Here is a 26,931-nt window from a genome sequence, read left to right on the forward strand (position 1 = left end):
TCGATGCATGAAGGAATGAATCGATATCAGCATACCACTAACTTCCGATCCGATAGAGAACTTGTCCGTCTCCCATTGAAAGCGGAAGACTGGCAACTTCAGACCAGGTACAAAAAAAGCCTGCGAAACCAAAAGGTCCCGCAGGCAATGAGTTGGGTCGACAAGTGGTAGTCAACTCACTTACATCTGACAAATCCGGTTCACGGCGTCCAGAATTGCGTAAACCGTGGCTTGGACCGTATCGGTCGAACTGCCTCGACCTCGGACAATCTTCTTGTCCGATTGAATCTCGACCGTGACTTCCCCTAGCGCATCACGACCAAGGGTTGCGCTGCGAACCTGGAAATCTTTGCAGGTCAGTGGTACTCCGGTAATGCGTTCGACCGCCCAGAACGCGGCATCGATCGGGCCATCTCCTTCGGTGATTTCGGCCGACTTGGTTTCTTCACCATGCTTGAGTGTCATCTTCACGCAAGGTTCTTTGCCCGTGCCATGGCTGACGTCAAGTGATTCCAGAACCCATACCTGGCGGGCATCACCGCGAATCTGTTGATCACAAAGGGCAGCGATATCACCGTCGTAGATTTCCTTCTTCTTATCGGCGAGTTTCTTGAACTCGTCGAACACTTCTTGAAGCTGTTCGGCCGACAAATGATAGCCAAGCGCTTTGGCACGATCGGAGAGGGCAGCCCGACCGCTATGTTTTCCGAGCACGAGGTCCGTCTTTTCGAGCCCAACATCTTCTGGCCGCATGATCTCGTACGTGGTCGGCTCTTTGAGCATGCCATCCTGATGAATGCCCGACTCGTGAGCGAACGCATTACGACCAACGATCGCCTTGTTGCGTTGCACCTGAAGGCCGGTGATATTTGAAAGCAACCGACTCGTCGGCACCAGGCGACGCGTATTGATTTTCGATTCGACGTTGTAATAGTCGTGTCGAGTGCGAAGGGCCATCACGACTTCTTCTAGCGAGGCGTTGCCGGCACGCTCACCAATGCCGTTGATGGTACATTCAACCTGGCGAGCCCCAGCTTCAACGGCGGCCAAGCTGTTGGCGACCGCCATGCCAAGGTCGTCGTGGCAGTGAACGCTGATCACAGCCTTATCAATGTTCGGCACGCGATTCTTCAGATCGGCGATGATCTTGTGCATGTGATTCGGCGTGGCGTAACCGACCGTATCAGGAATGTTGACCGTAGTCGCGCCGGCGTCGATCGCCGCTTCGACCACGCGACACAAAAAGTCTGGCTCGGTCCGCGAAGCATCTTCTGGCGAGAACTCGATGTCATCGCACAACGAAGAAGCCAGCTTCAACGAGTCGATACCTCGCTGAATGATCTCTTCGGGTGTCATTCGCAATTTGAATTCGCGATGAATCGCGCTGGTTGCCAGAAAAACGTGAATCCGAGGCTGACTGGAATGCTTGAGCGCTTCCCAGGCCCGCTCGATGTCGCGTGGATTGCAGCGGGCCAAGCCGCAAATTGAGGCGCCGCGAATGTTCGAGGCAATCTCTTTAACAGAGTCGAAGTCCCCCGGCGAAGCAATCGGGAAACCAGCTTCGATAATGTCGACCCCCAAGTCGACCAAGGCCTGGGCGATTTCCATCTTCTCGGCCAGGTTCATACTGGCACCTGGAGACTGTTCGCCGTCGCGGAGGGTGGTATCGAAGATTTTGATGGTATCGTTCATGGGATAGATGTGTGTTTGATCGGTGTTTCGTTGGGTTTTAAATGTCGCTGAAATCGAAGAGCCGGCCGCAAGCCGGCGCGACTAGGAGCTGGCGGGCAGAACTGGCCACTCCAGGAACTTCGATTTTGGGGGGCATCGACATGGGAAACTTCGCCTACTTCAAATCAATCAATCGATTTCAAATCAACAAAAAAAGCCCTAAGGCGTTGGGCCTTAGGGCTTTTGGTAATCTCGTTATAATGCGAACGCGAAACCTTCCCTAACACCCAGGGGTGCTTAGCAGCAGTTGCAGCAGTAGGAGGTTTAGATTCATTAAATCTTGCTCGCAGTTGAGTTGTTTTGCTATGAATGACTCTACTCCCGCGGTCGGGTTCGGTCAAGGCGGCGTAATTGCCGTAGAAACGCCTTTCCTGGGACCTTAACCACAAAACAGCGAAAACCGATCCGATCGGTGACCGATGAATGGAATCAGTTTCTCTAATTCAATTGCCAAAGGCGGGCAAAAAGTGGAGTTCCTATGTCATGAATGAACGCTTGGACGTCACCAGCGACCCGGAACCAGACCAACCAAAAGGGGAGTCTTCCCGCCAAGTACGCCCCTTCCTGGGAATCAAGTTCGCTTGCTGCAGTATCTACGCCCGGATCTATCAAAACAAAGACGGCACACATTATGTCGGCAATTGCCCTAAATGTGCTAAGCAGGTCCGCGTAAAAATCGGCCACGGGGGCAGCAATAACCGCTTCTTTACGGCGTATTAAAAAAACAATTCGAATGAAGACCACGGATTCCACCGATGGGCGCGAATGAGAGGTCGAAACGAATCCGAAGTAAACGCTTCGACGTATCAATCGCCTGAAACCCGAAACGCTAACCGAATACGGCCAGGAAGTAACAATTACGTCGAGCTCTCTTTTATCCGTGCCTATCCGTGAAATCGGTGGTTAAAAACTATCTTCTCCCAAGAACTCGGCTGAATGCCTGCTAGCATAGGCGATAGCATCCTCTGCACGTCCATATTGAGCCATCCGCTCGATTTCCGTACGATCTGCCGCCCCCATATTTTGGAATTTGGCTGCCATGATCGACTTCGACATTCAACGCTGTACCCGAAAGTGCCACGCCACAGCGCGTGAACTGCGCCCGGGCGATCTGTATTATTCGGTCTTAGTCCCGGATGGATCCGAGGTTGTGCGGCAAGATTTCAGCAAAGAAGCGTGGGAGGGCCCACCGGAGAATGCCATTTGTTGGTGGAAGGCAACCATGCCCGATCCACAGACGAACAAGATCAGTTGGGCACCGCACGACATCATGCTCGATCACTTCGAGCGGTTGCTGCAAGATCCCCAGCATCAAGATGCGGCTTACGTGGTGGCATTACTCATGGTACGCCGCAAGATCGTCCGTCTCGACGATACCGAGAAGGGCGAAGACGGAGTTGAACGCTTGGTGTTGGTCGGCCTCAAACGAGAAGGCTCTTACAAGATTCCCGTGGTAGAACCGACCGCCAATCGTATTGTTGAGATTCAGAACGAGCTGACTTCGCTGCTCCAATCGGGCGATCCTCCGGCCGAATAACCCCACAACGCAAGGATGCGCCTGTGACACACTTTCAACTGCATTCGGTCGCCGCAATATTGCTTGTTGGTTTGGCTTGTGGCGCCGGCTGCCCGCAGTTGATGCGTCCGGTCGATCCTCTTTATCAGCCACCGGTCGTGTTCGAGACCGCTCCGACGATGGAGCAACTCATGGCCCAGGTCAACATGAACACGCAGCGAGTGCAGTCGCTTGAATCGACTGGTGCCACGCTCGGATTGAAGGGTTTTCCTTCGATTCGCGCCCAAATTTACATGATGCCTCCGATGAAGTTTCGCATGATTGGCGAGACGGCGTTAACGGGGCAACTCTTGGATTTGGGAAGTAACGACCAAGAGTTTTGGGTCTGGGGGCGGGGATTCGAGTCGCCTGGCCTGATGTACGCTCGACACGACGAATTCCAACAAACAATGGCCAAGACTATTCTGCCGGTGGAACCAAGCTGGGTCGCACAAGCAATGGGGCTGGCGCGATTTGACCCCAACGATTACCACCAAGGTCCATTCCCAACAGCGACCGGCAACTATGAAATTCGCACCACGATGACTTCGTCCGCCGGACAAATCACCAAAGTCACGGTGATCGACAAGCAGTACGGCTATGTCCTAGAACAGCACATGTACGACATGGCGGGCCAGCCGATCGCTTCGGCCATGGCATCCAACTACCGCTACGATCCCAACTCGAACGTTTCACTCCCGTATAAAGTCGACATTCGCTTACCGAAGTCTGGGGCAGACTTTTCCATTCAAATCATCGGCTACCGCATCAATCAGTTGACCGAAGGAAACGGAACCTTTGCCAAGCCGCATCGACCGGACGTGCCCGAGATCAACTTGGTCGGTAACAGTGGCATGCCTCTTCCGTCTGGTCAGCCGTTACCAGGCGGACAGTATCAGCCAACCAGCCAATCTTACCCGAGCACCGGACAACCACTTCCCACTGGTCAACCCTATCCTGGCCAACAACCGGCACCGGTCGGACAGCCATATCCGGGTGGAGGCCAATTCGATCCGTATGCTCCTACCAGCACGCAGCCGCAGATCACACCTCAATATCCATCCAGTGGAGGCTACCCGCTGGGAGCCAACACTGCTCCTAGCATGAATCAACCATCGAGCCAGTTCACAGCGGTTCGGCCGGTTTACGAAACGGCTGCCCGTGAAGAATTCAACTCGCCGCCTATTCGAGGGATGCGGTAGACCACTTGCTGCCAACCAAGGCGATATTCTAGGTGCCAGGTATTTGCAGCCGCTCAGAAGAGGCGTCTTTCAGGGCCGTTTGAATCCGCTGTTCGGCTCCTCGATCTTGCAATTCCTGTACGACAATTCGCCGGGATGCGACCGTCAAAAAAGTGGTAAAGCTACTGGCAGTGTCGAAACGGCGGAGGATTGCGAGGTCATTCTCTGCCAATTGCTCGAAAACGCTCACAACCACTTCATCAGCCTCTTTGCTGGTCAGCGTCCACTTCTGCGTTTGTCGGCAATGCTGAACGACTTGAACGACCGTGCTGGCATAACGATCGACAAAACGTCGCCAGTGGAGGGCAGGGGAGCTGAAAAGCTCATCCAACAACTGCAAGTCAGCCGAACTAGATTTCATAGCAAACGCTTCCGTGCGCTTTTAAAACAGGCGAAATGAGGCATCAGAAAACTAAACTAGCTGAGACTTAAGCTCAATACTGGTTTTAGGTTGGAATCGGGCCCTAAATGGCCGTATGTTGCCTTGACACCTTGTTGAGACAGGAATAAAAACCAAAAGACGGTCACGTCAATACCTTTCATAGACGCGACTTGCAATCTGGGGCAAGCCCAAGTTGTGCTGCCCCGAATCGAGAAAGTTGTTTTCAACAGCGCCAATCCATTGGCCAGGAGATATAAAGAATGACTCACGTAGTCTGCGAACCGTGCTTTAACTGCAAGTACACGGATTGCGTCGTTGTGTGCCCCGTCGAATGTTTTTACGAAGGGGACAAGATTCTTTACATCCATCCCGAAGAATGCATCGACTGCGAAGCTTGTGTGCCGGAATGCCCGGTTGAAGCCATCTTCCATGAAGACAATGTTCCGGAAGAGTGGAACGGCTTCGTCGAACTGAATGCTGAAATGGCTCCTCAGTGCGAAGTCATCACCGAAAAGAAGACGCCACTGGCCGATCAGTAATCGCCACGTCTGTTAGGGTTCTACTTCAGGCCCCTCCGACGTTGCCAATAATTCAAAAGCCACAACTGAATAAGTTGTGGCTTTTTTCGTAACAATTGTTCACGAATACGGCCGTACAAACGGGGTTCTATAATGCTTACTTCACGAACAATAACGTCGTTTAAAAAGCAAAACACGAACCTCTGATTGTTATTAAGTCAAGTCGATTTAACGCATATTTTCGAACGAAACGCCCGCATGCGTTTTATTCGTCAGACTCGTATTGCTTCCGATTGTCACGCCGGGTTAGGATGAAAAAGTGCTAATTCGCCGCTCCATCATGCGGCCTTCTCGAAAGAAAAACAGAAGGACTTTTCTGATGAGTCAATTTACTTGCCAGTGCTGCCAGCAAGTTTTTGACAAAAGCAGTGAGCCATGCTTCGTCATTCGTTTCACTGCCTTCCTGGAGATTGAGCCCCACTTCGATGAAGTCGATTTCGAAGACACCGACCGAGACAACCTCTCGGTGTTGGCCGACACCCTCGAACAGGTCTACCCAATTCCAGATCCAACCTTGCATGACGATCAGCCGGAGCGGGACTTCCGTGTCTGCCGCGACTGCTATCAGCGATTCATGATCGATCCGGTTGGCCGTGATGTGCCTGCAGCATCGATATCCTTCAGCGAAAACTGATTTCCCGCGACTGCCTATCGGCCAGGACAACACATGCGTTAGGGCAAACGGTTCACTTAACACGCCCAAACGCGAGCCGCAATCTCTCTGTTCGCTTTGCCGGAAGTGGCCTGATCTAGCGGCTTTGGCCCGTTGTTCCTGCCCGGAATGACGGATAAACTGAAGGTTTGATCGTGCCGGAGCGTTGTCGATCTAGCTCTGGGCAAGTCCCTTGCGATCGCTCATTTCTCAACACCTCACCTTCCGAAAAGATGCCGAACATGAAGATTGCCGTTATTGGTGGAGATGGAACCGGGCCAGAAGTCACCGCTGAAGCTTTGAAAGTGATGGACGCCGCCGCCAAGTTGGAAGGATTCACCGTCGAAAAGACCGATTTTGGTTTCGGTGGTGATCACTACCTGAAGACCGGTGAAATTCTGCCGGAAGGCGCCGTCGACGAGTTGAAGAAGTTCGACGCGATCTTCCTGGGGGCCGTTGGCCACCCCGACGTGGCACCCGGTATCTTGGAAAAAGGACTGCTGCTGCAGTTGCGTTTCCAGTTGGACCAGTACATCAACTTGCGTCCAGTTAAGCTCTACCCGGGCGTGGAAACACCACTGAAGGATAAGACCCCAGAAGACATCGACTTTGTCGTCGTCCGCGAAAACACCGAAGACCTTTATGCGGGCATCGGTGGTTTCCTGAAGAAGGGTTCAGCCGACGAAGTCGCAACCCAAACGGCGATCTACTCGCGCAAGGGTTGCGAACGCTGGCTGCGTTGGGCCTTCGAGTACACCCAAAAGCGTAACAATCCTAAAGGTAAGAAGCTGACGCTGGTCGCCAAGACCAACGTGCTGACCTACGGACACGACCTGATCTGGCGCACGTTCCAAGAAGTCGCCAAGGACTATCCGGACGTTGAACCAGACTACAACCACGTCGACGCATGCTGCATGTGGATGGTCAAGAATCCTGAGTACTACGATGTGATCGCTACCACCAACATGTTCGGCGACATCATCACCGACCTGGGCGGTATCATCCAAGGTGGTATGGGCGTTGCCGCTGGTGGGAACATTAACCCTGATGCCGGCGGTACGAGCATGTACGAACCGATGGGTGGTAGTGCTCCGAAATACACCGGCAAGAACGTCATCAACCCAATCGCAGCGATCAGCGCCGCGGCCATGCTGCTGGAACATACCGGCCAGCCAGCCGCTGGAGCTCGCGTGATGAAGGCCATCCAAACCGTCACTGGCACTAAGATGAAAAGCCAGAGTGCAGGGAAGATGGGCTACAGCACCACCGAAGTGGGCGATTTGGTCGTCGACGCGCTTTCCTAAGACAAAATCTTGGAAGGCGGCCGAACATTGCCTGGCTCCGTGAACGTTATTCACTGAGCCAGGCCAATCCTATCTAAATCCCGTTCGCAGGAGGCAGCCGACCATGTCTGTTCGAAGTCTATTCGATTTAACGGGCCGCTCCGCTCTCGTTACCGGTGGGAGCAAGGGAATTGGGAAGATGCTCGCAAGAGCCTTCGCCGAATGTGGCGCCGATGTCTGTATTACGGCTCGCCACGAAGATGAACTGAAAACAGCCGCGGACGAGATCGGTCAAGGACTTAGTGGACGCGTCGGTTATCGTGTGTGTGACATGGGTGATCGGGCAGCGGTCGATGCGATGGCAATCGATGTGCTGAAAGACTTTCAAGGCATCGATATTCTGATCAATAACGCAGGAACCAATCGGCCCGAAATTCTGACGGAAACCAATGACGAAACTTGGGATCAGGTTCTCGAGCTTAACTTCACGGCCTGCATGCGGCTCGCTCGACATGTTGTCCCCGACATGAAAGAGAGGCAGTGGGGGCGGATTATCCACCTCTCTAGCGTGATGGCTTTGGCCTCGAATCCAGGCCGTGGTCTTTATTCAGGTACGAAGGCTGCGCTTATCGGCATGGCCAAAGCTCATGCTTTAGAACTTGGCCCCTTCGGAATCACCGTCAACTGCATTTGCCCTGGCCCAATCGCGACGGATTTGCCGATGAGCCTATTGAATGACGAGCAGAAACAACGCTTCGCAGATCGTACGGCGGTTAAGCGATGGGGAAAAACTATTGATATGGTAGGCCCAGCTTTATTGCTTGGTAGCGACGCGGGAGCTTACATTACAGGTACGACGATCCTCGCCGATGGCGGTTTAACTTGTCGCACCTTTGATTAGATTCCTCATCGCCTGCCTGGAATCCCCCTCATGCCCAGGCCTGTTCCCTCCTAGGAACACCGGACGCCCCCCAGACATTACCTCCTTTTGTCCTGTTGCTTTCCGGCAACCACAGCATGTCGATCTGGCTTTTCCATGAACTTAGAAATTACCTCCTCCAAGGATAACGTTGTCCACGTCGCCATCTTTGGCAAGGTTACGCAAGACGCGACAACGCGCGACGTTGATCGAATAGCGGAACTTCTTGGCGCGGAAGCGTATTCGCAAAATGTTCTATTGAACCTTCGCGATACCGAGATGATCGATTCCAGCGGAATTGGTTGGCTGCTTGTTTGTCATAAGAAGTTCAAGGAAAACGGAGGGCGCATGATTTGCTACTCAGCTCCTCCAGTCGTCGCAAACGTCTTTCGATTGATGCGTATGGATTTAGTCTTTGATAGCGCGGCCAATGCCGCGGAAGCGGAGAAACTCGCCGGTGTCACTTCCCAAGAATAACCCTCACGGTATCGAATTCTCAAACATTGACGCGACCACTCTCGAACCGGATGCCTTGATGCGGCTTCTGATCGAGCATTGTCACATGGTCGGCGCAAGCGATATTTTCGTCTTCTCCGGTGATCCCGAGTACCAGATCTCGATGCGGCTCTGGGGACGGATGAAACCAATCACCACCCTTCCAGTCAACGAAGGGCGTCAGTTGTTGAACTACGCCAAGGCGCTCGCCGGTCTCGATATCGCCGAACGTCGCCGTCCGCAAGACGGTCGCTGGTTCTATCGCGATGACGAAAAGATTATCGACCTTCGGATGAGCATCATCCCAACTCGCGAAGGGGAAGACCTCACGTTCCGTCTACTCGATCGAAGCTCGAACCTTCTCTCGCTCGACGAGATCGGCCTGGGACGGCACGATCGCCAAGCATTGATGGAGATGCTCCAGTCAGAATCTGGCCTCGTGTTGGTCACAGGTCCAACGGGTACCGGTAAAACGACCACGTTGTATGCCTGTTTACAGCATTTGAACGACGGCAATCGCAAGATCAACACACTGGAAGATCCGATTGAATTCTCGCTGCCTGGTATACGTCAGTCGCAGGTCAACTTAAAGATCGGTTTGGACTTCCCGGACTTACTGCGAGGAGTGATTCGCCAACAGCCCGACATCATCATGATCGGTGAAATTCGGGATAAGGAAACGGCCCTCACCGCTGTCCGGGCCGCGAACAGTGGTCACCTTGTGTTCGCCACGCTTCACGCTCCGGTCGCGACAGGTGCCGTGCAAAGCATGCTCGCCTACGGAATCCATCCGTTCTTCCTGGCAAGCTGCCTTCGCGGTGTAATTGCCCAGCGACTGGTACGCAAGCTCGATCCGAACACGCGTGTTCAATACGAACTGGGTGATACTGGCAACACGTTCGCTGATATTGAACCGCTGCTGGAAGAAGGGCAGGGAACGTCATTCTATGGCCCCGACCTGTCCGCCGAGAATGAAGGCTACTGCGGGCGAACGGCCATTTTTGAAATGGTGACCATCGGTCGCATCTTACGAGAAGCGATTATTGCCCGACGTCCCACCCACGAACTGGAGAAGACAGCCGAACAACTCGGCATGATCACCTTCCGCAAAGCGGCGATGCTGAAAGTTGCCCAGGGGGAAACCAGCATGGAAGAAGTGCTCAAGAACGTCCCGGTCGAGTATCTCGATCTGGAAGCAACACCTTAGTTCGGCTGATCATTTCATAACTGGCTTCGCAGCTACACTTAACGGAGCCAGTTTTTCGGGATTGCGATGGACGAAAACGGAAGCGATTCGTCCATCGACGAGTTCAAACTGAAACGCCGAGATCATCTCTTCTTTCAAATAACAAACCACTCCCGGCGAACCATTGAACCAAACGGTTCGCATCTCGAAGGGGTATTCGCGTTGAGCATTTTGAAACACGCGAATCAGGAATGTTGTAACGCTATCAAGACCTAGCACCAGTTCCTTCGCCGCGCTGACCTTGCCTCCACCATCGGTGTAGAGAGTGACATCTTCGGTGAGCACATGACGCAGGGCTGCTAGGTCACCTGCTTGAACAGCCTGGAAAAATGCATCTGAGATGCGTCGCACACTTTCGACATCCGCTGGAGATCGTTGCTTCTCTCCTCGGACATGGTCGCGTGCCCGCCGGGCCAGTTGTCGACAATGGTCGGGCTTGAGTCCCACGATATCGGCGACTTCCTTGAAATCGTAGCCAAAAACGTCATGCAAGATGAATGCGGCCCGTTCGGTTGGTGTCAGTCGTTCGATTGTCAGCATTAACGCAATTGAAATCGATTCATCCAGTTCGGCTTGCTCGGCATGATCGGCCAGAATCGGTTCGGGAAGCCAAGGTCCGATGTATCGCTCGCGCTGATAACGCACCGACTTCACGCGATCGAGGCACAACCGCGCACAGACTCTTAGGTACCAACTACGAGGTGATTCCAACACCGGTCGGCCAGCTTGCTCCCAACGGATGTACGCCTCTTGTACAATGTCTTCCGCATCAGGCACGCTGCCCAGCATCCGGTAGCAGAAACCAACCAGATCCTTCCTGAGTGCTTCGAATTCACTTCCACTAACCATGTTTTGCTCCACCGATTTCAAAGATACCAAGCCACAGATAAAAGACTGCATTGGCTCCCCGGGAATCATGGGTCATCGTCTGTCATCTCTGTGTGGCTAGGCCCGTCCGTTATCAGAAATCGAAATTCGCCACTTCGCAATAGGCCGCCATACCCATGGCGCGTTTCAATGTTGGATAGATACGGCAGCCGGTGATGATGACGGCCAATTCCGCGAACGCCTCGATGCCATATTCATCGCGAATTCGTTCCATCCGATCGGCATCATCCCCTTGGTTCAACAGCGACGCGACCGTGTGATCGTGAACGTCTTTCAAAATTGCGGGCAACTTCTCCGGAGCTTTCACCGCATTGGCCAGTAATACTCGATCGACACCTGCTTCCGCTCCCATTTTCAGACCAAGGTTCAAGCAGGGTCCGCAATCGTCGGTCTTCATCGCTGTCACGCGGGCGACGTAAGCTGCTTCTGTGGGCAGTTTTTCATAAACCCTTCCCATTGTCTGAGCAGCCGCAAATGCTTCAAATGCCCGCGGTGAATCCTCTAGTAGTTGGACCATATAGCCAATATCGTGGCCATACTTTTCGCCGAAGGCCTGCAATTGGGCCTTGGTTTCTTCCACGTTCATTGCCATTACTCCCGCTAATTGGTCAGTCACGAAACTCAGGGTTAAGTTCTCCCTCACTACCGACCAGACGAGTAAGCCACTTAAGATGTGACACATTCCTCAAGAAAGTTTTCCGCATATTGGAATACCATTTTTGGTCGTTCTATGGGATCACGCACCGTATGATGGAAGCCTTGCCAGAATCCACCCTACATTGCGTTCTCGGAGACATTCGATGCAGCGGACTTCGCTCCTACTACTCTTGCTGTTTGGCCTCTTTGCTTCGCCTTCCCTCTCAGCGGCCGAAACTCCCAAATCTAGCGTGGTACTACCGCCTGGCCCGGCAAATCCACGCAACAGCGAAGGGGACGTCGTCCAACTCAAGGATGGCAACGTTCTCTTGGTCTACACGCACTTTGATGGCGGATCTGGCGACCACGCCAAAGCACACTTGGCCAGCCGAATCTCCGAAGATGGTGGTAAGACCTGGTCAGAAGAAGATAAGGTGGTCGTCGAAAACGAAGCGGGGCTGAACGTGATGTCGGTCTCTCTTCTGCGTCTAGCCGATGGACGCTTGGCATTGTTTTATCTGCGGAAGAATTCGCACACCGACTGTCGACCGTATATGCGCATCAGCACCGATGAAGGAAAGACGTGGGGTGAACCCGTCACCGTGATCGGCGAGAAAGACCTCGGCTATTACATCCTAAATAATGATCGCGCGGTACAGCTTTCCAACGGTCGGTTGGTATTACCGGTTGCCCAACACGTTGGTCCTGGCATGCCGAAACGAAACAACGCGGCTGCGATTCTGGTTTATTACTCGGATGATGCTGGCGAAACCTGGCAGCGAAGTGAATATGCAGCGCGCCCGCCAAAGCGAAATGGGCAGGACGTGATCAGCCAGGAACCAGGCGTCGTCGAGCTAAAAGATGGACGACTGATGATGTGGATTCGCACCAATGCTGGCAGTCAATTTGTAACGTTCAGTCGTGACAAAGGGGACACTTGGTCTCAGCTAAAACCATCAGACATGAAGTCGCCACTCGCACCGGCAACGATTGAAAGAATTCCAACCACAGGCGACCTCTTGTTGATCTGGAACGATCACTCGGAGATCCCCGATGCATTGAAAGGGAAACGGACGCCGCTATGTTCCGCGATCTCGAAAGATGATGGCCAAACCTGGACTAATGTGAAAACATTGGAGGACAATCCGCATGGTTGGTACTGCTACATCGCACTCGACTTCATCGAAGGCAATGCTGTCATGGCCTACTGTGCCGGTGATCGTCGCGAGAACAACGGCTTAGCCGTCACCAACACACAATGCCTGCCGATCGACTGGTTTTACGAAACCGAGTAGTATGCGCACGAAAGCACGGGGCGCTGCCCCTGAGAGCGTCCCGTGCAATTTGATGGTTGATGCGTTGCTAGAGCTAGAAGACGAACGCTTACAATTTGGCGGCCATCTTTTTCGCTAAAGCTCCGGCAGCATGCCCATGAGCCGTTTGCAGCTTTTGGTAATCTTTCTTCAGTTCGCTTCCTTTCTCAGGCTGTTCTTTGGCGAACTCATCAATCTTTTGGCCAAGCGGAATCATCTCGCTTCCAACTTGATTCGTCGAAGCAATCGACTCGAGATCTGATTTGATCTGCGTTGAGAGGGGAACCGTGACCTGTTCGACCGGTGTGCTTGATTGGCCACAACCAACCGCCAACGCGAATATTCCAAGAGCGATAACTTGTAGTAGCGACTTCATCGTGACGCTTCCTTTTCCATGTGTGATAACAGAAAGAAGTAGAATCTAAGGCAAAGAAAAGGAAAGTTGCCCATTCGGAAAACATTGCTCGGCCTTGGCAATTCGTCGCCAAAGTTTTCGACGAATTGCTTCTCAGACCAAACACATACTGGACACTTTCCAGCGACGCGAAGAATCGCTTACGGTAGCGAGACTGGCTTGCCGTCGTTGCGTGCCCCGAAACATTGGAATGTCAGCAAGTTAACCGTCTCAGTAATGAACTTCACCGACCCATCGCCGGCCACGGCGAGCACGCCGCCGGGATGTCGGCTTCGCGGGGTATAAATGCCGTCGCGATCGGACGCAAACCCACTACCACTCGTCTGGCAGTCAGGATACCGCCAATTCGGTGTCGCCACAGTGTTGATAATCGTCTGCGTCGGAACGGGTGCGATCCACTGGTTTCCATTCGTTGAGAGGTGGCTAGTAATGCCCTGACACGTCTGACCGAAGGAATTCAGCTGAGCTTGAGTCGGGAACATCGGTGAACTCCAGCCGGGGCTGGAACCGATGCGTGGCTCGGAGGAATTGCCGTTCATTAGCGAACTGTTGTTGTTGTCGCCCACAAGATGCTCAGAAGCCATCATCGTGTTACTCAAACCGTCGGTAACGTCCGCCATCTTGGTTTCCTGCCCCTTGGCATTATTTTGCTGGCGAAACATACCGTTTTGATTGGTAAGGTTATTCCAACTTAGCGTAGGGCCGAAACTTAGGCCGTAGTTACAACCAGGCCCATTCGCCAACCAGCCAGTCGATGCGGGAAACGAGGTATCGGAAGGACAAATGAATGCCTCGATTTTCTTCGAGCGAAGATTCTGAATGGTGCTGTTGCTGTCCCAATGGTTGTTATAGTTTTTGGTGGCGATACGAACTTGCTCTTGTAGATTCCCCTGTTCGATGTAGGGCAAGATCTGCACAAACGCACTGAATCCGAGATAGGACGGGTTGTTGCTACCATCCAAGTAGCAGAGGCAAGGAAACTTCTTGTACGTGTCGTGATAGTTATGCATTGCCAGTCCCAACTGTTTCATGTTGTTACTGCATTGCATCCGACGTGCTGCCTCGCGAGCTTGTTGAACTGCAGGCAAGAGAAGGGCGATTAAAACCCCAATGATGGCAATTACCACCAGAAGCTCCACGAGCGTGAAGCCCCACCGTTTCGAAGTAGGCATGATGTTCTCGGCTGTTGAGAATGTACGCCGCACCATCGATCGAAGAGGTGATCTTTTGACGCGGCAAGTAGGAGGGTATGAAAGGTGGGGTTATCCAAATCCTTTGCGGACCCTACCGCCGAGTCAACCAAAACATTTCCGTAAAATCACCAAAGCATTTATTGCCGGGCACAAACCCCACCAATGGTTAGACAGAGTTATGAACCTCGCCAGAAAACGAAGCACCACACTTTTGGGGAGCCGCAAGAATCGCGGAGAATGGGAGCCATCCTAATTCGAGCGTGATGACTTCCGATGGATGGTCGGCGATCAAGCACGATCGCCGACGCATCGTTTCAAAAGGGTGGGACTGCTTAGATCTTTTCCATCATCTTCTTCGCTTGCCCCGAAGGACGACCGCCTGACTTTTCAAGCTTCTCGTATTCCTTACGAAGTTCGGCAGCTTTCTCAGGTTCGGTTTCAGCAAGCTTCTTCAGATTCTCGTCGAGAGTCACCATCTCGCTTCCCAATTGATTGTTCGACACGATCGACTTCAGATCGTTACGAATCATTTCTGTAACAGGAATGGTATTCTCTGGAACAGGCGTTCCACCTTGGCCGCAGCCAATGACGAATCCGGCAAGTAGCAAACAAGCAATACGAATCGACGACGCCATGGTCGTTACCTCTCTATGTCTGAGTATCAATTTCGATTTTGGGGTGACGTCAGCCAGAAACAGGCAACGCGGGCGTTCCAGATGAAAGCCCGCTTGCCAAGACGGCTGAAGAGAAATGGAGAGCCTGAGTCCAACTAAAGGACGCGACCTCTTATGGAAGCGCGACGACCTTGCCGTCGTTACGACCACCAAACGATTGCCATGTGGTGAGATCGATTGTTTCTGTGACGAACTTGGTCGAACCGTCGCCAGCAGCACAGACAACGCCACCAGGGTGACGACTACGAGGAGCGTAGACGCCGTCGCGGTCCGAGGCGATTCCGCTGCCACTGGTCTGGCAGTTTGGATACTTCCAGTTTGGCGGAGCCACCGTGTTCAACGCGGTTTGCGTTGGCAACGACATGATCCAATGCTGACCATTGGTGCCGTTATGCGCGGTCACGCCTTGGCACGTCTGACCGAAGCTGTTGATCTCGGCTTGCGTAGGATATTGGTTCCAAGAGACATCTGAGGCCTCACGTGGTTCTGAGGTATTTCCGTTGGCCAGCACGTTGTCGTTGTCGTCACCGACCAAATGCTCGGAAACCATTAACGTGTTACTCAAACCGTCGGTCACACCGTTGAAGCCCATTTCTGGCTTGCCACCGGTTTCGCTTGTTCCGTCCCAACCAATTGGGCCGCGGAACATCCCGTTTTGATTCGCGACGCTCGACCAGCTTCGCGAGGAACCGAAGCTCACACCGTAGTTGCTACCTGGTCCGTCGTGCCAACTTCCTGCCGAAGGATTGCTTGGATAGTTAGAATCGGACGGACATCGGTAGGCATCGATTTCCGTCTGACGAACAGCAGCGTTGTTACCATCAGCCCAGTCACGGCCGAAATTCAGCGACGTGACCTGAAGTTGGTCGTACAAGTTGCCTTGTTAAATGAATGGCAAGATTCGAACCACGGCGCCATAGCCGAGGTAGGGGTTCTTGCCGGATGGGCGATAGTTCATCGCCGGCAGTGTTTTGTAGGTATCGTGGTAGTTGTGAAACGCGATACCGAGCTGCTTCAAATTATTGGTGCACTGCATACGGCGAGCTGCCTCGCGCGCTTGTTGAACGGCCGGTAATAGCAGGGCGATCAAAACACCGATGATGGCAATAACCACGAGAAGCTCCACGAGCGTGAAGCCCAAACGCTTGTTCTTTTGCGTGATGTGGGGTGGGGTAATGGAGGGATGAAATACAGAAACAAAGGCGTGAAAAAAGACAAAAAACTGTCTTTTTATTATTTCACGGGGGTTTAATCCTCCCCAGGGGCAAAGGGCAGGATTTGAAAATACTAACCCTTAGGCTCTATCTGTCAAGCAAAGAAGGGCCTAAGCAATATCAAGATTGACTTATGGAAAATTTCGCAAGTCATTTGAGAGAACCTACGGCCAGATCGGAGTAGTGCCAAATAACCTGAAAAAGAAACAAAACCGATCTTATTACTGCGCAAAGGTGGAACGGCAGCACGTTAGGTCGCTGATGACCGCAGATCGGTTATCGCCAGTTGTCATCAAATGATTGAGGAGACAACTACCAACTCGGAACACCCGACCCCATCAGAGGTACAGGGTGTTGTGATGAAATCGCGAAATCAGGTTCACCAACGACTACTTCGCTAAAAACAAGAAGGTTCCCTTCTTATCGCCTGCGACAATATCCATCTTTCCGTCGGTGTTCACGTCAGCCAGCGTGATCTGTCTTCCGGTGCCGCTATTGCTGTCGACTTCGATCGGAAGGAACTGGACCTTGCCGTCGTCTGATCGGATTGTCTTGAAAACATAGATGACCGCAGGGTCTCTGGCACCTGGATCGTGGCCGTTGTGAGCCCAGTAGCATTTTCCCGTGACGATGTCCTTCACGCCGTCCCCATCCATGTCGGCCAATTCCACTGCATGCAATTGACTGAACACCGCATCGCTCACCGACTTCTCTGGCGTTCCCATGATTTCGTGCTGCGTGAACTTGATCTCGCCGTTATCGCTTTTGGTTTGCTCATGCCACACTAATCCGTATCCGTGCCCGTGAAGGCTGGTGATCACATCGTTGTCGCCGTCGGCATCCACGTCGTAGGCATGAATCCCGGCGCCCCCTGGGGCGAAGCGGTAGGCGTGCTTTTTCCATGGGGTGTTTCCATCCCAGTTCTCTGGCTGCTCCCACCAACCTTCCGGCATTAAGAAGTCGGGCCGCCCGTCACCATTGATGTCGCCCACACCGAGGCCATGCTGATAGCGTCCCCAACCTTGCTTCTCGGAGATCGGCGTCCAAGTCCAGCGTTGGCTCGGATCCTTTTCGTTGGGCTTTGCGTAGCCCAGTTGGCCTTCGAAGTGACACAATAATTCTGGCTTGCCATCGCCAGTAATGTCGGCAAACGCAGGGGCTTCGTTATCGACTGCAGGGAAGGCGAAGTGCTTTTTCCACGGTTGATCGGATTGACTGTTCTCGTACCAATGAGCCGGCGTGCCAGGCAATCCCACGACCAGCACATCGTCGTACCCATCGCCGCTGAAGTCACCAACGAAGGAGAAGAAGTTGTCTGAATACCCGCTGTCGTTCGGATAGGCCTTGCCGTCATAGAAGATATGTTTGGTCTTGAAATTAGGGCCCTCGAACCAATTTGGCCCGCACACGATATCGACCTTGCCATCCTTATTGAAATCGCCGATCGAAGCACCTTCCGCGAAATACTCTTCGGTCAACTGAAGCTTGTCGTAAGCGACATCTTCCGCATAAACGAGGTTGGTCGTAGACACAAACAGGAAGACTGGGCCCATCAGGACAACGGAAAGAAGCAGCCGATTTAGCATGGCAGGAGATCCTCGCGCGGGGACAAGTTGGGGGAGAACCGGTATTGTCCCATCTGCATGTTGGCCTGTCACGCAGAAATCTTAGGATGTCGATCGAACTTGATTGTCGACCGCTGGACGACGGCACTAGTCCTTTGCAGGAGGCTCGGTCGAGGCACGCTCTTCCCGCATGCGTTTGACTTCCTCTTCGAGTGCGCGGCGGCTGGCGATTCGTTCGTCTCGGAGAGAAAGGATGTAGGTCTTCGTGGCAAACATATCGACACACGCCAACACCACAATCCACAACACCAGCAAGCAAATCCCTCCCCAGTAAGCGATGAAGAAGAGGTTCTCAGGTATCATCGGGCTCAAGAGCACGGCAGCGGCAATCGCCATGATGGTGAACGTCACCTTCTTGCGGCGTTGGACCTGAGCCAATAAGAAGCTTCGCTTACGTGGATCCCAATCAGGGTGTTGCTCGACCTGCTTGACTGTGTGCAGGTGATGACTGTGCATCATCCAGGCAGTGGCAACCAAAATCAAAGCGAGAATGGAAGTGGCGAAAAGCATAAGCGTTGATTCGCCGATCAGAGGCGATTTCTATTCGAGTTCTTGAAGCCAGGTGAGGATCACTTTGCCAACCTTGGCCAGCGAATCCGCCGAGCAATTTTCAGGCACATCCTTCGTGGTATGCCAATACTTCGGACCATATCCAGGGCTTGGATAATCGAAGTCAATGATATCGATGATCGGAATACCACCAATATCATGCAAGGGGACATGGTCGTCGTTCACGGTGTGCCGCGGACGAGAAACGAATTCCGGAATATTCAATTTCTTCGCCACTCGCCACACGTCGAGCACCAACGGGCGCGTGTCTCGCCAGGAGATGCTGTTGCGTTCCTGGTAGATTTGCAGGTCCTTGTCGCCAACCATGTCGACCAGGATTCCCCATTTATAACGGAAGTTGATGTCGGCACTGCGATATTTTTCGGCCAGATAGGTTGATCCAACAAAAAAGGGATCACGCTCGCGATCGAAGATAAACTCTTCTGCATCCAGGAAGACAACGTCGACCCCATACTTGGTGTCTACGGCATTGATGTGTCTGGCTAACTCCAACAACAAGCCCACACCGCTGGCCCCGTCGTTCGCCCCGACAAAGGGAGCCCGTGGGTTATCAGGATCTTCGTCAGCATACGGCCGGGTATCGTAATGACAAGCGAGCAAGATTCGCTCGGTTCGCTCTGGGTGAAAGCGGCCAAAAATGTTTGAGAGTGTTACCGGCTGACCGGTCTCGGGATGGCGGATGTCCCAAGATTGGAATTGAACTTGAGCACCAGCGTCGGTCAGGTACTTTCGGATGTAGTCTTGCTGCAACTTCATCGCCTGGCTACCGCTGACGCGGGGACCAAACTTGCAAACGTCGACCAAATGCTGGTATGCCTTCTCGCCGTCGAACGGCAAGTAGCGGGAAAGATCTTCAGGCTTGGCAGCCGGTGGGGCAGGCTCTTCGCTGGGCTCCCGATTGAGAATAATCATCACGACGATCGCCAACACACCTATTAGCGCGGCCACATAAGTGGCCCACCGCGGTGCGCGTTCTTCTTTCTGATCGGTCGGCAATGGGATACTCGTGGAAGACACAAAATGATCCAAGTTGCTTGGCTTCAGCCAATTCATGCAGCTTTAGAATGGCGCATTGAAAGCAGGCTGTCTACCTGGGTCAGCACATCCTCGGTCGAGATTGACTGCATGGCCTCGTTTCCGGCCTTACGTCTCTCGCGGCACGAAAGGGGATCGTACATATTTTGCACCGTACGATGGATACCCTGACTTGGACTATAGTACTCGGCTTTGGTCACACCGAACAGGGAAATCGTGGGCGTGTCGAGGGCGACGCCGAAGTGCAAAGGTCCCGTGTCACCGCTAATTAGCAACCGGGCATGACGGATCGTTTCTTTCATTTCCGCGATCGACAGTTTCGGAAGGATGGTTACGCAGTGAGGTTCCACCGCGCGTGCCGTCCGAGCAGCCGTTTCTGCGTATGCGTATTCCGAATCATTACCCCATAACAGGACGCTTGGAAGGTCGTATTGCCGGAATAACTGGGCAGCCACTTCACCGAAGCGTTCTGGAATCCAGGTCTTCGAGTACCATCCAGCCCCAACGTTGAGTACCGCATAGCGGCCAGCTTTGACGGTCTTCACTCGCTCGCCGATTGAATCATGGGCGAGACTATCGTATGGCATCTGAAATTCAAGATTTGGCCGCTCAATTCCCAATGGTGCCAGTAATTGCAAATAGCGCTGAGCAACGTAGGTCGCGGTCGGTTGAATCCTTGTGCGTGCCAGATTGGGTGCTAGTTCCCGCGATTCTCCACGTGAGAATGTGATTTGCTCGGCTCTTCCAGAAAGCCAGCCAGCGACGGCACTCTTGGTGAGTCCTTGGGCGTCGATCACGATCTCGAAGCGGTGTCGCTGCAAGGCTTTCCGCAGCCGAGCAACTTCACTGATTTTCGTCAGCCACCCTTTTTCAACCGTGAACAGGAAATTGAGATCGGTCCGATCAGCCAACACCTTGGCAGCGGCTGGTTCGGCCACCCAGCCAATTTGGGACGCCGGATAGGCACGTCGCAGCGCGCATAGAACCGGTAGGGTGAGGACCGTATCTCCCAGGGCACTCAAACGGGTGATAAGGATGCGGGGGGCAGATGATAGCATGAGGCCGACAACTCCTTTTGTCGTGTGCCATTGCCCGCCTAGGCATGATTAGTCCAGCGGGACGTAAGCGGGGCCTATCGTAGGGGCAACCGCTTGTCCAAAGCAATACCATCCCAGCGGAGTTCGAGAAGAGAGGGGCATGCTATCGTCATGCCTTACGGGCCGTAGTCGGGTCGCATCGGCCATTTACCCAGTGTCACACTCATCTTCAACGTTCGCCCATGACGATTGACCTTAAGATCAATCGTCTCGCCAACCTTCTTATCTTTGAGCAAGTTAATCAGGTGTTGGAAACTCTCGACCGTCGTACCAACGGCCTCGATCACGGTATCACCACCACGCAGGCCCGCTTTGTAGGCGCCGCTGTCTTGATGGACGTTTTGAATGTAACAAGTGCCGGTCATCCCAGAACCTGATCCAGATACGCCGAGAAAGCCACCGCTGCGGAACTTGACGTTTGCCTGAGCAGTGGGGGGTAAGACTTGAGTAATCTGCCGCTCATCCGCTTCGCTGAGCGGAAGCCCGTAAAACTCAACGTACGTAGCGTTGTCAAGCTTAGCTGCCAGGGGAGCGACCTCGACATTCACGTCGATGTAATACAGACGAATCGCGTCTAACTTCGGGAGGATCGGTTCTAATTCGCGAAGCATCGCGACGTTGACAGGACCATCCTTAATAGTCATCAACCGCACGTTCGGCATCTTTGCGATCTGAGCAAACCAATCGGCCGTCACCTTGTCGTTACTGATCTGGACGTCTTCGATGAACTGAAGATGACGCAGATAGTACAGGTCGTCGACATTCCCCTGGTAGCTCGAGTCGATGATGATACCAGGCCCTGACATGATCTGAGCCTGGAATCCCGATGGCTGGGCACTGTACGAAGAAAACCGAATTCCTAAACCACTGAGCATGCGAATCGCACGTTCTTGCTTAATGGGAGCAATCCGCTTGAGGACTTCCTTGGCGTAGCCGGCGACGCGATCGTTTTGAGTTTCTGAGATTTCCACCAACTCGGCGGTCGCTTGCTTCTCCATATCAATGTCGTGACCTGCCGCGAAGTTGCGTAGGACATGGATACAACGAAACGCCTTTTCGAGACTGCTGGCGGTCCTGATGCTTTCAATCAGCATGGGAATCGAGTTCGCCTTGGCGGTCGTTAGCTTCTGAGTAGCACTTTCCCGCACTAGGAATTTGTCGCTATCGAGTTGCTCGATCCACTGCTTGATTTCGGCCTCGCTGGGGGCAGATTCCGTGGTGGTCACCTCGGCAGACGTGGAAGCGGTCGGCTCCGCCCCTACCGCCAACGGTAACATCATGTTGCCCAAAACCAGGCAACCGAGCAGGCAGTAATTTCGACGGAAAGTCACAAGCAATCTCGGGTTAATAGGGTCGACGACAGGCCAGCCATGTTCTGTTATTGTGGGGACATATTGTCAATTATTCCAGGGCAAAACCTATTTCTCGCCCCTTAACCGTATTTTGTAACCTTGCCACTATGACCGCCCCCCAATTGGCTCCCTTTCAATATAGCTTGCTCGACTTCGGTTCCGGGAGAAAGCTGGAGCAATTTGGATCGGTGATTCTCGATCGCTATTCCCCGTCTGCCGAAGGCTTTATAGCTTCTAACCCGAAAATCTGGCCTCAGGCCATCGCCAAGTACGTACGTAAGAGCGAAACAGAAGGAGTTTGGCACGATGGCAGTCGCCTGCCAGAGAATTGGCAGATCGCCGCAGGTCAGCTCAAATTTCGGTTGAAAACCACTAAATTTGGTCACTTAGGCCTCTTTCCCGAACAATTCGAGAACTGGCAGTGGCTTCAGCGAACTTGCCAACAAAGCTCGCCGCCACTGAAATTGCTCAATTTGTTTGCCTACACAGGGGGCTCCTCCTTGGCATGTGCATTAGGCGGAGGGGAAGTCGCTCATGTGGATGCGGCGGCCAACGTGGTGAAATGGGCTCGCCATAACGCCGAACTGTCCCAGCTTACCGATGCCCCCATCCGCTGGATCGCGGAGGATGCCCGTAAGTTCGTCAAGCGCGAGAATAAGCGGGGTAATAAGTACGACGGCGTGATTCTCGATCCTCCTACCTACGGCCATGGCTCGAAGGGGGAAGTTTGGCGTATCGGTAAGCATCTGCCTTTGCTGCTAGGGCACCTGAATCAACTGCTAAGTGACGACCCGAAATTGATCTTGCTGACGTGCCATTCCCCTGGCTTCGAGGCCGACACGTTGAGGGCCTTGATTGGCGAGTACTTCCCCAGCATCCGTCGCCAAGCGATTGAAGCAGGGCCGCTCACGATCACGGACAAAAAAGGACGCCAACTACCCAGTGGCTATTTTGCTCGGTACGAAAGCGTGACTTAACACGGTTTATCGATTTAAAGAATCATTGCCGCATGGAAACTATCCGCTCGCTTCAAAACTCGCAGATCAAAGCGGCTGTGAAACTTCGCGACCGGCGGGGACGCACACAGCAGCAGCGAACGATTATTGACGGCCTGCGAGAGATCAGTCGCGCCGTGGCCTGTGGATTTCCGATTGAGACTATTTATGTCGATCCAGCGGCACTTTCTGGCCCAGAGAAAGACACATTCGAAGAAGTCCTGGCCAAGGTTTCACCGAATACGATCACACATGTCACACGCGAGGTTATGACGAAGTTGGCCTTTGGAGAACGCGTGGAAGGGGCCGTGGCGGTCGCCAAACTTCCCAAGACTTCCCTCAGCGAAATCAAGCTCCCACCGTGTCCTTTGATTGGTGTTATCGAACAGGTCGAAAAGCCAGGGAATGTTGGGGCGATTCTAAGAACGATGGACGCCGTCGGAGCAAACCTGTTAATCTCAGCCGACGGGCGTACCGATCTTTTCAATCCAAATGCCATCCGCGCGAGCCTCGGCACTATCTTCTCGGTACCGGTGGTCGATGCCACATCGGAAGAGACTATCAAATTCCTGAGAGGGGAGGGGATTCAGATGCTGGCCGCACGCGTGGACGGTTCAGTTTCTTACACCACCGTCGACATGACGAAACCTACCGCTCTCATTCTTGGCAGTGAAGCACACGGGCTCAGTGATAATTGGCATCAAGCTGGGATTACGAATATCCACCTACCGATGAATGGCATCGCAGACAGCTTGAACGTCTCGACCACTGCAGCCGTGCTGCTTTATGAAGCGTTGCGGCAGCGAGCTTAGTCGCAACCTACTTCGCTTGCAGCATCGCTGCTTTCAACGTGTTTTCCATCAACATGGTAACGGTCAATCGCCCGACGCCGCCCGGCACAGGTGTCACGGCTCCAGCGACTTCCAGTAGTGCGTCATAGTCGACATCGCCGCACAATCCTTCTTCCGTGCGATTGATACCAACGTCAACGACAATTGCTCCTGGCTTCACCATATCAGCGGTGACAAACTTAGCCACACCGATCGCGGCGACCAAAATGTCGGCCTGGGCAGTCAATTCTTTCAGATTTGGGGTCCGGCTATGACAAACAGTTACAGTCGCATTGGCATAGTCAGGACCACAGGTTTCGCTTGTTCGCTGCATCAACATCAGGGCAAGTGGTTTGCCAACGATATCACTTCGCCCAAGAATACAGACGTTCTTCCCGGCCGTCGGTAGATCGAAGTGCTTAAGAATCTGTACCACGCCATGCGGCGTGCAGGGCAGGAAGTTCGGTCGTCCTTGCGAAAGCAAACCGACGTTACTGGGATGAAAGCAGTCGACGTCCTTTTTGGGATCAATCGCATCGAGTACTTCGGAAGCGTCGAGATGCTTTGGCAACGGTAACTGAACCAAGATACCACTTACATTGTCATCCTGGTTAAGCTGATTCACTAAAGCGAGCAGATCCTGCTGCGAGATGTCCTCTGGCATGCGAAATAACTCGCTGGCCATACCGACTTTTTCACACGCTCGCTCTTTGTTGCGGACATAGACCTGGCTGGCTGGGTCTTCCCCCACCAGTACGGCCGCAAGACAAGGAGTAATGCCTGTTTCGCTTTTGAATTGCTCCACACGACCTGCGATTTCCTCTTGCAGGGCATTGGCAACCGTTTTTCCATCCAGAATCGTGGCACTCACCGGGCATACTCCCCACTAGGGTGTTATCGGGCATGTTGGGAATGCCTGTCATTTTATCGCTGAATCCCCCTCGCCAACCACCACCCCATAACCCGCTCCGCTGCCGATTGTACGCCTGCCTCCGGTAGCCCTCTGACAACCGACCAAACGCCAAATTACGAAATTGAATTAACCCCTCACCCTTCCAGGACGTCCAAAATAGGAATCCGCTAGGGAAATCCTGGCGAGATTGACGCATTACGAAGAATTGTCCGAATGTGTATATTGGGCGCGTGTTCCCACTATTTTGGCCGGATTGCCATCGATAGAGGGTCAAAAATGCGTGCCGAAGTCCGAATTTACGCAGGCACACCAACCTGCCTTCCTATTTTCCCCAAATAACTTTGCTCCATGGCTTCCACTGATAAAAAGCTGAGCCCGGTAGAGGGCATCAAAGACGACAGCAATTACCTCCGCGGCAACATCGCCACCGAAATGGTTGACGGAACGGACCATTTCAGCAAAGAGAGCATCCAGCTCATCAAGCACTTTGGCATGTACCAGCAAGACGATCGTGACGCTCGTGCTGCCAGCCGAGCCGCCGGGGGTTCGGGCAAAGAGTACATCATGATGGTCCGGACACGGCTGCCAGCCGGTCTGTTGACCAGCAAGCAACTCATGGAAGAACTCGACCTGTGCGATGAGCTAGGCAACGGCACGCTCCGCATCACTAGCCGTCAGGCCACGCAATTCCACGGCATTCACAAGGACAACGTTCGCACGCTGATGCAGCGGATGAAGGGCGTCGGTTTGACCACGCTTGGCGCTTGTGGCGACGTCAACCGTAACGTCATGTGCTGCCCAGCTCCGTTCAAGAACAACCAGTTGCACAACCAGATCCAGGACATGTCGTTCCAACTGGCCGATCACTTCGCCCCGAAAACCGGCGCCTACCGCGAGATCTTCCTGCAAGATCCGGAAACCGGCGAGAAGGAACAGGTCGACACTGGCGAAACCATCGAACCGATCTACGGTAAGCATTACCTGCCTCGTAAATTCAAGATGGGCATCTGCCTGCCAGAAGATAACTGCATCGACGTCTATACCCAAGACTTGGGCATGATCGCCATCCACGAGGAGGGCAAGATCATTGGCTACAACATCCTGGTCGGTGGTGGTATGGGTCGTACGCCAAGCGCGGACAAGACCTATCCAGCCCTCGGTATGAAACTGACCTACGTTTCGCCAGAAGACCTCATCCCGGTTTGCGAAGCGATTGTCAAAGTTCAGCGTGACTTCGGTAATCGCGAAGACCGCAAGGTCGCGCGGCTGAAGTACACGGTCCGCAACATGGGCTTGGACGAGTTTAAGAAGAAGGTCGAAGAATACTTCGGCCGCGACCTTCCCGATCCGCACCCAGCCGACGTCACCGACTTCGACGACCACAAAGGTTGGTCGGAGCAGGGGGATGGTAACTGGTTCTATGGTCTGAACGTCGAGAACGGCCGTATTGCCGATAACGAGACGCACAGCTTGAAGACCGCAATTCGCGAGATCTGTACGACTCTTGATCCCGGCATTCACTTCACCGGCCACCAGGACATCATCTTCAGCGGCATCGCCGAAGCTGACAAAGGCAAGCTGGAAGACATCCTGCGGAAGCACAAAGTCGTGCTCACCGAAGAAATCAGCAACACGCTTCGCTGGTCGATGGCCTGTGTCGCTTGGCCGACGTGTGGTCTTTCGATCACCGAAAGCGAACGTGCGCTACCTGGCATGGTCGATGACCTGGAAAAGGAAGTTGAAAAGCTTGGTCTTTCCGGCGAGAAGTTCACCATGCGAATGACCGGCTGCCCCAATGGCTGTGCCCGGCCTTATAACAGCGACATCGGCCTGGTTGGTCGTGCGAAGGAAAAGTACACCATGTTCCTCGGCGGCCGTTTGCTCGGCAACCGCTTGAGCTACATCTACAAAGACATGGTCCCTGCCGATGAAGTGGTTCCAGAACTGGTGAAGGTGCTCACCGTATTCAAGGAACAGCGCGTTGAAGGGGAAAGTCTCGGAGACTTCTGCGATCGCCTGGGGCAAGAGAAGCTGCTGGAAGCAACCGGCGGCTAAGATCCAATATCCTGTTCCCTCTCCCCAATCCGGGGAGAGGGAAC

26 protein-coding genes and 1 pseudogene are annotated in these 26,931 nt (G+C 53.4%); 13 read left to right on the top strand and 14 right to left on the bottom strand.

Going from position 1 to position 26,931, the window contains the following annotated elements:
* Nucleotides 1–180 precede the first annotated feature (180 nt).
* Nucleotides 181–1,692 carry a 2-isopropylmalate synthase gene (locus C5Y83_RS13515; protein WP_105330261.1) on the bottom strand — a complete coding sequence of 504 codons (1,512 nt, stop codon included), beginning with the start codon at nt 1,690–1,692 and terminating at the stop codon, nt 181–183.
* Nucleotides 1,693–2,214: 522 nt separating this feature from the next.
* On the opposite strand from C5Y83_RS13515, the gene C5Y83_RS13520 reads away from it, so the two are divergent.
* The 3 genes from C5Y83_RS13520 to C5Y83_RS13530 all read left to right on the top strand — a co-directional run bounded on the left by C5Y83_RS13520 (nt 2,215) and on the right by C5Y83_RS13530 (nt 4,488).
* On the top strand, nt 2,215–2,451 hold the full coding sequence (locus C5Y83_RS13520; RefSeq protein WP_146117773.1) for a hypothetical protein: 237 nt from the start codon (nt 2,215–2,217) through the stop codon (nt 2,449–2,451).
* Between the two features lie 319 nt (nt 2,452–2,770).
* Nucleotides 2,771–3,268: a hypothetical protein gene (locus tag C5Y83_RS13525; RefSeq protein ID WP_105330263.1), complete on the top strand. Its 498-nt coding sequence runs from the start codon at nt 2,771–2,773 to the stop codon at nt 3,266–3,268.
* Nucleotides 3,269–3,291: 23 nt separating this feature from the next.
* Entirely contained in the window at nt 3,292–4,488 is a 1,197-nt protein-coding gene (locus tag C5Y83_RS13530; RefSeq protein WP_105330264.1) for a hypothetical protein, read from the top strand.
* A gap of 28 nt (nt 4,489–4,516) precedes the next feature.
* Here C5Y83_RS13530 and C5Y83_RS13535 read toward each other — a convergent pair whose 3' ends face one another.
* Nucleotides 4,517–4,888 carry a hypothetical protein gene (locus C5Y83_RS13535; protein ID WP_105330265.1) on the bottom strand — a complete coding sequence of 124 codons (372 nt, stop codon included), beginning with the start codon at nt 4,886–4,888 and terminating at the stop codon, nt 4,517–4,519.
* Nucleotides 4,889–5,169: 281 nt separating this feature from the next.
* On the opposite strand from C5Y83_RS13535, the gene C5Y83_RS13540 reads away from it, so the two are divergent.
* From C5Y83_RS13540 to C5Y83_RS13565, 6 genes are all read left to right on the top strand, one after another.
* Entirely contained in the window at nt 5,170–5,448 is a 279-nt protein-coding gene (locus tag C5Y83_RS13540; protein ID WP_105330266.1) for a ferredoxin family protein, read from the top strand.
* Between the two features lie 358 nt (nt 5,449–5,806).
* The gene (locus C5Y83_RS13545; protein WP_105330267.1) at nt 5,807–6,121 is read left to right on the top strand and encodes a hypothetical protein; all 315 of its coding nucleotides are present in this window, start codon (nt 5,807–5,809) and stop codon (nt 6,119–6,121) included.
* A gap of 260 nt (nt 6,122–6,381) precedes the next feature.
* The gene (locus C5Y83_RS13550; protein WP_233207211.1) at nt 6,382–7,443 is read left to right on the top strand and encodes a 3-isopropylmalate dehydrogenase; all 1,062 of its coding nucleotides are present in this window, start codon (nt 6,382–6,384) and stop codon (nt 7,441–7,443) included.
* A 103-nt stretch (nt 7,444–7,546) separates the two neighbouring features.
* A complete protein-coding gene (locus tag C5Y83_RS13555) occupies nt 7,547–8,323 on the top strand; it encodes an SDR family NAD(P)-dependent oxidoreductase (RefSeq protein WP_105330269.1) in 777 nt (258 codons plus the stop codon).
* Nucleotides 8,324–8,458: 135 nt separating this feature from the next.
* Nucleotides 8,459–8,818, top strand: coding sequence for an STAS domain-containing protein (locus tag C5Y83_RS13560; protein ID WP_105330270.1), 360 nt, complete (start codon nt 8,459–8,461; stop codon nt 8,816–8,818).
* Entirely contained in the window at nt 8,799–10,043 is a 1,245-nt protein-coding gene (locus tag C5Y83_RS13565; RefSeq protein ID WP_233207212.1) for a GspE/PulE family protein, read from the top strand. The genes C5Y83_RS13560 and C5Y83_RS13565 overlap by 20 nt, the downstream gene beginning before the upstream one ends.
* Nucleotides 10,044–10,052: 9 nt before the next feature.
* Here C5Y83_RS13565 and sigJ read toward each other — a convergent pair whose 3' ends face one another.
* Together sigJ and C5Y83_RS13575 are read right to left on the bottom strand one after the other, a co-directional pair.
* Nucleotides 10,053–10,982: an RNA polymerase sigma factor SigJ gene (gene sigJ, locus C5Y83_RS13570; protein ID WP_158262355.1), complete on the bottom strand. Its 930-nt coding sequence runs from the start codon at nt 10,980–10,982 to the stop codon at nt 10,053–10,055.
* A 61-nt stretch (nt 10,983–11,043) separates the two neighbouring features.
* Nucleotides 11,044–11,556 carry a hypothetical protein gene (locus C5Y83_RS13575; protein WP_105330273.1) on the bottom strand — a complete coding sequence of 171 codons (513 nt, stop codon included), beginning with the start codon at nt 11,554–11,556 and terminating at the stop codon, nt 11,044–11,046.
* 214 nt (nt 11,557–11,770) lie between these two features.
* Between C5Y83_RS13575 and C5Y83_RS13580 the strand changes: the two genes are divergently transcribed.
* A complete protein-coding gene (locus tag C5Y83_RS13580) occupies nt 11,771–12,901 on the top strand; it encodes a sialidase family protein (RefSeq protein WP_105330274.1) in 1,131 nt (376 codons plus the stop codon).
* Nucleotides 12,902–12,989: 88 nt separating this feature from the next.
* On the opposite strand, the gene C5Y83_RS13585 is transcribed toward C5Y83_RS13580, so the two are convergent.
* The 9 genes and pseudogenes from C5Y83_RS13585 to C5Y83_RS13630 form a co-directional block, all read right to left on the bottom strand.
* Nucleotides 12,990–13,295, bottom strand: coding sequence for a hypothetical protein (locus C5Y83_RS13585; RefSeq protein ID WP_105330275.1), 306 nt, complete (start codon nt 13,293–13,295; stop codon nt 12,990–12,992).
* Nucleotides 13,296–13,474: 179 nt separating this feature from the next.
* A complete protein-coding gene (locus tag C5Y83_RS13590; RefSeq protein WP_105330276.1) occupies nt 13,475–14,506 on the bottom strand; it encodes a DUF1559 domain-containing protein in 1,032 nt (343 codons plus the stop codon).
* Nucleotides 14,507–14,859: 353 nt separating this feature from the next.
* The gene (locus C5Y83_RS13595; protein ID WP_105330277.1) at nt 14,860–15,162 is read right to left on the bottom strand and encodes a hypothetical protein; all 303 of its coding nucleotides are present in this window, start codon (nt 15,160–15,162) and stop codon (nt 14,860–14,862) included.
* Between the two features lie 151 nt (nt 15,163–15,313).
* Nucleotides 15,314–16,342: pseudogene (locus C5Y83_RS13600) on the bottom strand (DUF1559 domain-containing protein).
* Between the two features lie 462 nt (nt 16,343–16,804).
* Nucleotides 16,805–18,001: an FG-GAP repeat domain-containing protein gene (locus C5Y83_RS13610; RefSeq protein WP_105330279.1), complete on the bottom strand. Its 1,197-nt coding sequence runs from the start codon at nt 17,999–18,001 to the stop codon at nt 16,805–16,807.
* A gap of 126 nt (nt 18,002–18,127) precedes the next feature.
* Nucleotides 18,128–18,550 (bottom strand): hypothetical protein, encoded by a 423-nt coding sequence (locus C5Y83_RS13615; protein WP_105330280.1) that lies wholly within the window; start codon nt 18,548–18,550, stop codon nt 18,128–18,130.
* Nucleotides 18,551–18,580: 30 nt separating this feature from the next.
* Entirely contained in the window at nt 18,581–19,627 is a 1,047-nt protein-coding gene (locus C5Y83_RS13620) for a M28 family peptidase (RefSeq protein WP_233207213.1), read from the bottom strand.
* 32 nt (nt 19,628–19,659) lie between these two features.
* Nucleotides 19,660–20,703: a glycosyltransferase family 9 protein gene (locus tag C5Y83_RS13625; protein ID WP_105330282.1), complete on the bottom strand. Its 1,044-nt coding sequence runs from the start codon at nt 20,701–20,703 to the stop codon at nt 19,660–19,662.
* Between the two features lie 155 nt (nt 20,704–20,858).
* Nucleotides 20,859–22,073, bottom strand: coding sequence for a PDZ domain-containing protein (locus C5Y83_RS13630; RefSeq protein ID WP_146117774.1), 1,215 nt, complete (start codon nt 22,071–22,073; stop codon nt 20,859–20,861).
* Nucleotides 22,074–22,201: 128 nt separating this feature from the next.
* Between C5Y83_RS13630 and C5Y83_RS13635 the strand changes: the two genes are divergently transcribed.
* Both C5Y83_RS13635 and C5Y83_RS13640 read left to right on the top strand, forming a co-directional pair.
* Complete coding sequence (locus C5Y83_RS13635; protein ID WP_105330284.1) at nt 22,202–23,071, top strand: class I SAM-dependent methyltransferase; 870 nt, start codon at nt 22,202–22,204, stop codon at nt 23,069–23,071.
* A gap of 32 nt (nt 23,072–23,103) precedes the next feature.
* Entirely contained in the window at nt 23,104–23,901 is a 798-nt protein-coding gene (locus tag C5Y83_RS13640; protein WP_105330285.1) for a TrmH family RNA methyltransferase, read from the top strand.
* 7 nt (nt 23,902–23,908) lie between these two features.
* Here C5Y83_RS13640 and folD read toward each other — a convergent pair whose 3' ends face one another.
* Nucleotides 23,909–24,790 carry a bifunctional methylenetetrahydrofolate dehydrogenase/methenyltetrahydrofolate cyclohydrolase FolD gene (gene folD, locus C5Y83_RS13645; RefSeq protein ID WP_105330286.1) on the bottom strand — a complete coding sequence of 294 codons (882 nt, stop codon included), beginning with the start codon at nt 24,788–24,790 and terminating at the stop codon, nt 23,909–23,911.
* A gap of 390 nt (nt 24,791–25,180) precedes the next feature.
* Between folD and C5Y83_RS13650 the strand changes: the two genes are divergently transcribed.
* Nucleotides 25,181–26,887: an NADPH-dependent assimilatory sulfite reductase hemoprotein subunit gene (locus tag C5Y83_RS13650; protein WP_105330287.1), complete on the top strand. Its 1,707-nt coding sequence runs from the start codon at nt 25,181–25,183 to the stop codon at nt 26,885–26,887.
* Nucleotides 26,888–26,931 lie beyond the last annotated feature (44 nt).

Origin of the sequence: Blastopirellula marina (genome assembly GCF_002967765.1) — a bacterium.
Classification (GTDB): Bacteria; Planctomycetota; Planctomycetia; order Pirellulales; family Pirellulaceae; genus Bremerella; species Bremerella marina_A.

Bases quoted from the DNA above. Each gene is read 5' to 3' on its own strand.
- C5Y83_RS13515 (WP_105330261.1), bottom strand. From the start codon at position 1,692: ATGAACGATACCATCAAAATCTTCGATACCACCCTCCGCGACGGCGAA.
- C5Y83_RS13520 (WP_146117773.1), top strand. From the start codon at position 2,215: ATGAATGAACGCTTGGACGTCACCAGCGACCCGGAACCAGACCAACCA.
- C5Y83_RS13525 (WP_105330263.1), top strand. From the start codon at position 2,771: ATGATCGACTTCGACATTCAACGCTGTACCCGAAAGTGCCACGCCACA.
- C5Y83_RS13535 (WP_105330265.1), bottom strand. From the start codon at position 4,888: ATGAAATCTAGTTCGGCTGACTTGCAGTTGTTGGATGAGCTTTTCAGC.
- C5Y83_RS13540 (WP_105330266.1), top strand. From the start codon at position 5,170: ATGACTCACGTAGTCTGCGAACCGTGCTTTAACTGCAAGTACACGGAT.
- C5Y83_RS13545 (WP_105330267.1), top strand. From the start codon at position 5,807: ATGAGTCAATTTACTTGCCAGTGCTGCCAGCAAGTTTTTGACAAAAGC.
- C5Y83_RS13550 (WP_233207211.1), top strand. From the start codon at position 6,382: ATGAAGATTGCCGTTATTGGTGGAGATGGAACCGGGCCAGAAGTCACC.
- C5Y83_RS13555 (WP_105330269.1), top strand. From the start codon at position 7,547: ATGTCTGTTCGAAGTCTATTCGATTTAACGGGCCGCTCCGCTCTCGTT.
- C5Y83_RS13560 (WP_105330270.1), top strand. From the start codon at position 8,459: ATGAACTTAGAAATTACCTCCTCCAAGGATAACGTTGTCCACGTCGCC.
- sigJ (WP_158262355.1), bottom strand. From the start codon at position 10,982: ATGCAGTCTTTTATCTGTGGCTTGGTATCTTTGAAATCGGTGGAGCAA.
- C5Y83_RS13575 (WP_105330273.1), bottom strand. From the start codon at position 11,556: ATGAACGTGGAAGAAACCAAGGCCCAATTGCAGGCCTTCGGCGAAAAG.
- C5Y83_RS13580 (WP_105330274.1), top strand. From the start codon at position 11,771: ATGCAGCGGACTTCGCTCCTACTACTCTTGCTGTTTGGCCTCTTTGCT.
- C5Y83_RS13585 (WP_105330275.1), bottom strand. From the start codon at position 13,295: ATGAAGTCGCTACTACAAGTTATCGCTCTTGGAATATTCGCGTTGGCG.
- C5Y83_RS13590 (WP_105330276.1), bottom strand. From the start codon at position 14,506: ATGCCTACTTCGAAACGGTGGGGCTTCACGCTCGTGGAGCTTCTGGTG.
- C5Y83_RS13595 (WP_105330277.1), bottom strand. From the start codon at position 15,162: ATGGCGTCGTCGATTCGTATTGCTTGTTTGCTACTTGCCGGATTCGTC.
- C5Y83_RS13610 (WP_105330279.1), bottom strand. From the start codon at position 18,001: ATGCTAAATCGGCTGCTTCTTTCCGTTGTCCTGATGGGCCCAGTCTTC.
- C5Y83_RS13615 (WP_105330280.1), bottom strand. From the start codon at position 18,550: ATGCTTTTCGCCACTTCCATTCTCGCTTTGATTTTGGTTGCCACTGCC.
- C5Y83_RS13625 (WP_105330282.1), bottom strand. From the start codon at position 20,703: ATGCTATCATCTGCCCCCCGCATCCTTATCACCCGTTTGAGTGCCCTG.
- C5Y83_RS13635 (WP_105330284.1), top strand. From the start codon at position 22,202: ATGACCGCCCCCCAATTGGCTCCCTTTCAATATAGCTTGCTCGACTTC.
- C5Y83_RS13640 (WP_105330285.1), top strand. From the start codon at position 23,104: ATGGAAACTATCCGCTCGCTTCAAAACTCGCAGATCAAAGCGGCTGTG.
- C5Y83_RS13650 (WP_105330287.1), top strand. From the start codon at position 25,181: ATGGCTTCCACTGATAAAAAGCTGAGCCCGGTAGAGGGCATCAAAGAC.